The organism is Polaribacter sp. Z022 (assembly GCF_023555495.1).
GTDB lineage: Bacteria > Bacteroidota > Bacteroidia > Flavobacteriales > Flavobacteriaceae > Polaribacter.
Genome location: NZ_JALCZO010000028.1, coordinates 1 through 1027 on the forward strand (window position 1 = coordinate 1; position 1027 = coordinate 1027).

The following is a 1027-nucleotide window of genomic DNA, read 5'->3' on the forward strand; positions in this document are numbered from 1 at the left end:
AACGTGTTTATATATGGTTTGTTGCGTGGTTTAAGCAACCAATTTAGTAAATAATTACTTACAAAGAAAATCCGCAAGGATTTTCGTAAGTAAGCTTTTTGCCAGCAATAAATTATATATGTTGTTGGGCAATGTAATTTATGATAAATTAATTACCATTCCTGTTGTATTATTATTCTTATATCTAACTCCTTTTTTATATTCAAGAAATTTCTTTGATTCCTTTATTGCTATGAAAAAGTCATTTTTTGATAAAGAATCCATTTCTTTTTCGGTATAATATTTTTCATAAGCTTTATATAAATGTGTTTGATTTATTATTAATCTACTACCTTCAATTTTGAAATATCTTTCATTAACTAATCCCAAACCAGTAATTGTTTTTATAATTTCAATAATTTTCGGAACGTGATTTAATGATTCACTCGAAGAAGTTACTCTTTCAAGTCTTTCTCTAATCTTTGTATTATCTCGTATTTCTTGAATTTGGAATAATTCGTTTGAGAAATATTTATATTCAAATAAAGAAATCTCATTAGATAATTTTTTTGCTCTTCTTATTGTTGGATGATAAAATGAATTTGCAATTAAAATTATTCTTGGAGGATTATTTAGCTGTAATAATGTTTTTTTCTCCTTAAAAGTCAATTCGTTAATTCGAGAAATAATTAGTTCTAAATTTTCCTCCACAAAATCAGAATAATCAATTGCTTGAATTATTATATTTTTAGAATGCTCCTTTTTCAATTCAAAGATTACAAGATTGTGTTCAATTGGATTATAAGCGAGTATGTCAATTCGACCACTCATTCCAAAAAGCCTAACATTTCCTTTTAGACTATATTCCGATTTTATTAATTTAAGATTAGGAAAAAAATGTTCAAAATTTTCAACAATTATTGCTTGAAGTTTTTTTTCTGAAATATCTATTTCTTCGCTCTTCAATTTTGTTTTTATGTCAAAAATCATCTATTTCTAATAGTTATTTGTTCAGCTCGATTTTGGTTTCACTTATATTGCCCAACGT

At 25.3% G+C, this 1027-nt stretch carries 1 protein-coding gene; it reads right to left on the minus strand.

Features of this window, described 5'->3' with window-relative positions:
* Window positions 1-138: 138 nt before the first annotated feature.
* Window positions 139-969: a PDDEXK family nuclease gene (locus MPF13_RS15425; protein ID WP_249983658.1), complete on the minus strand. Its 831-nt coding sequence runs from the start codon at window positions 967-969 to the stop codon at window positions 139-141.
* Window positions 970-1027: the final 58 nt, after the last annotated feature.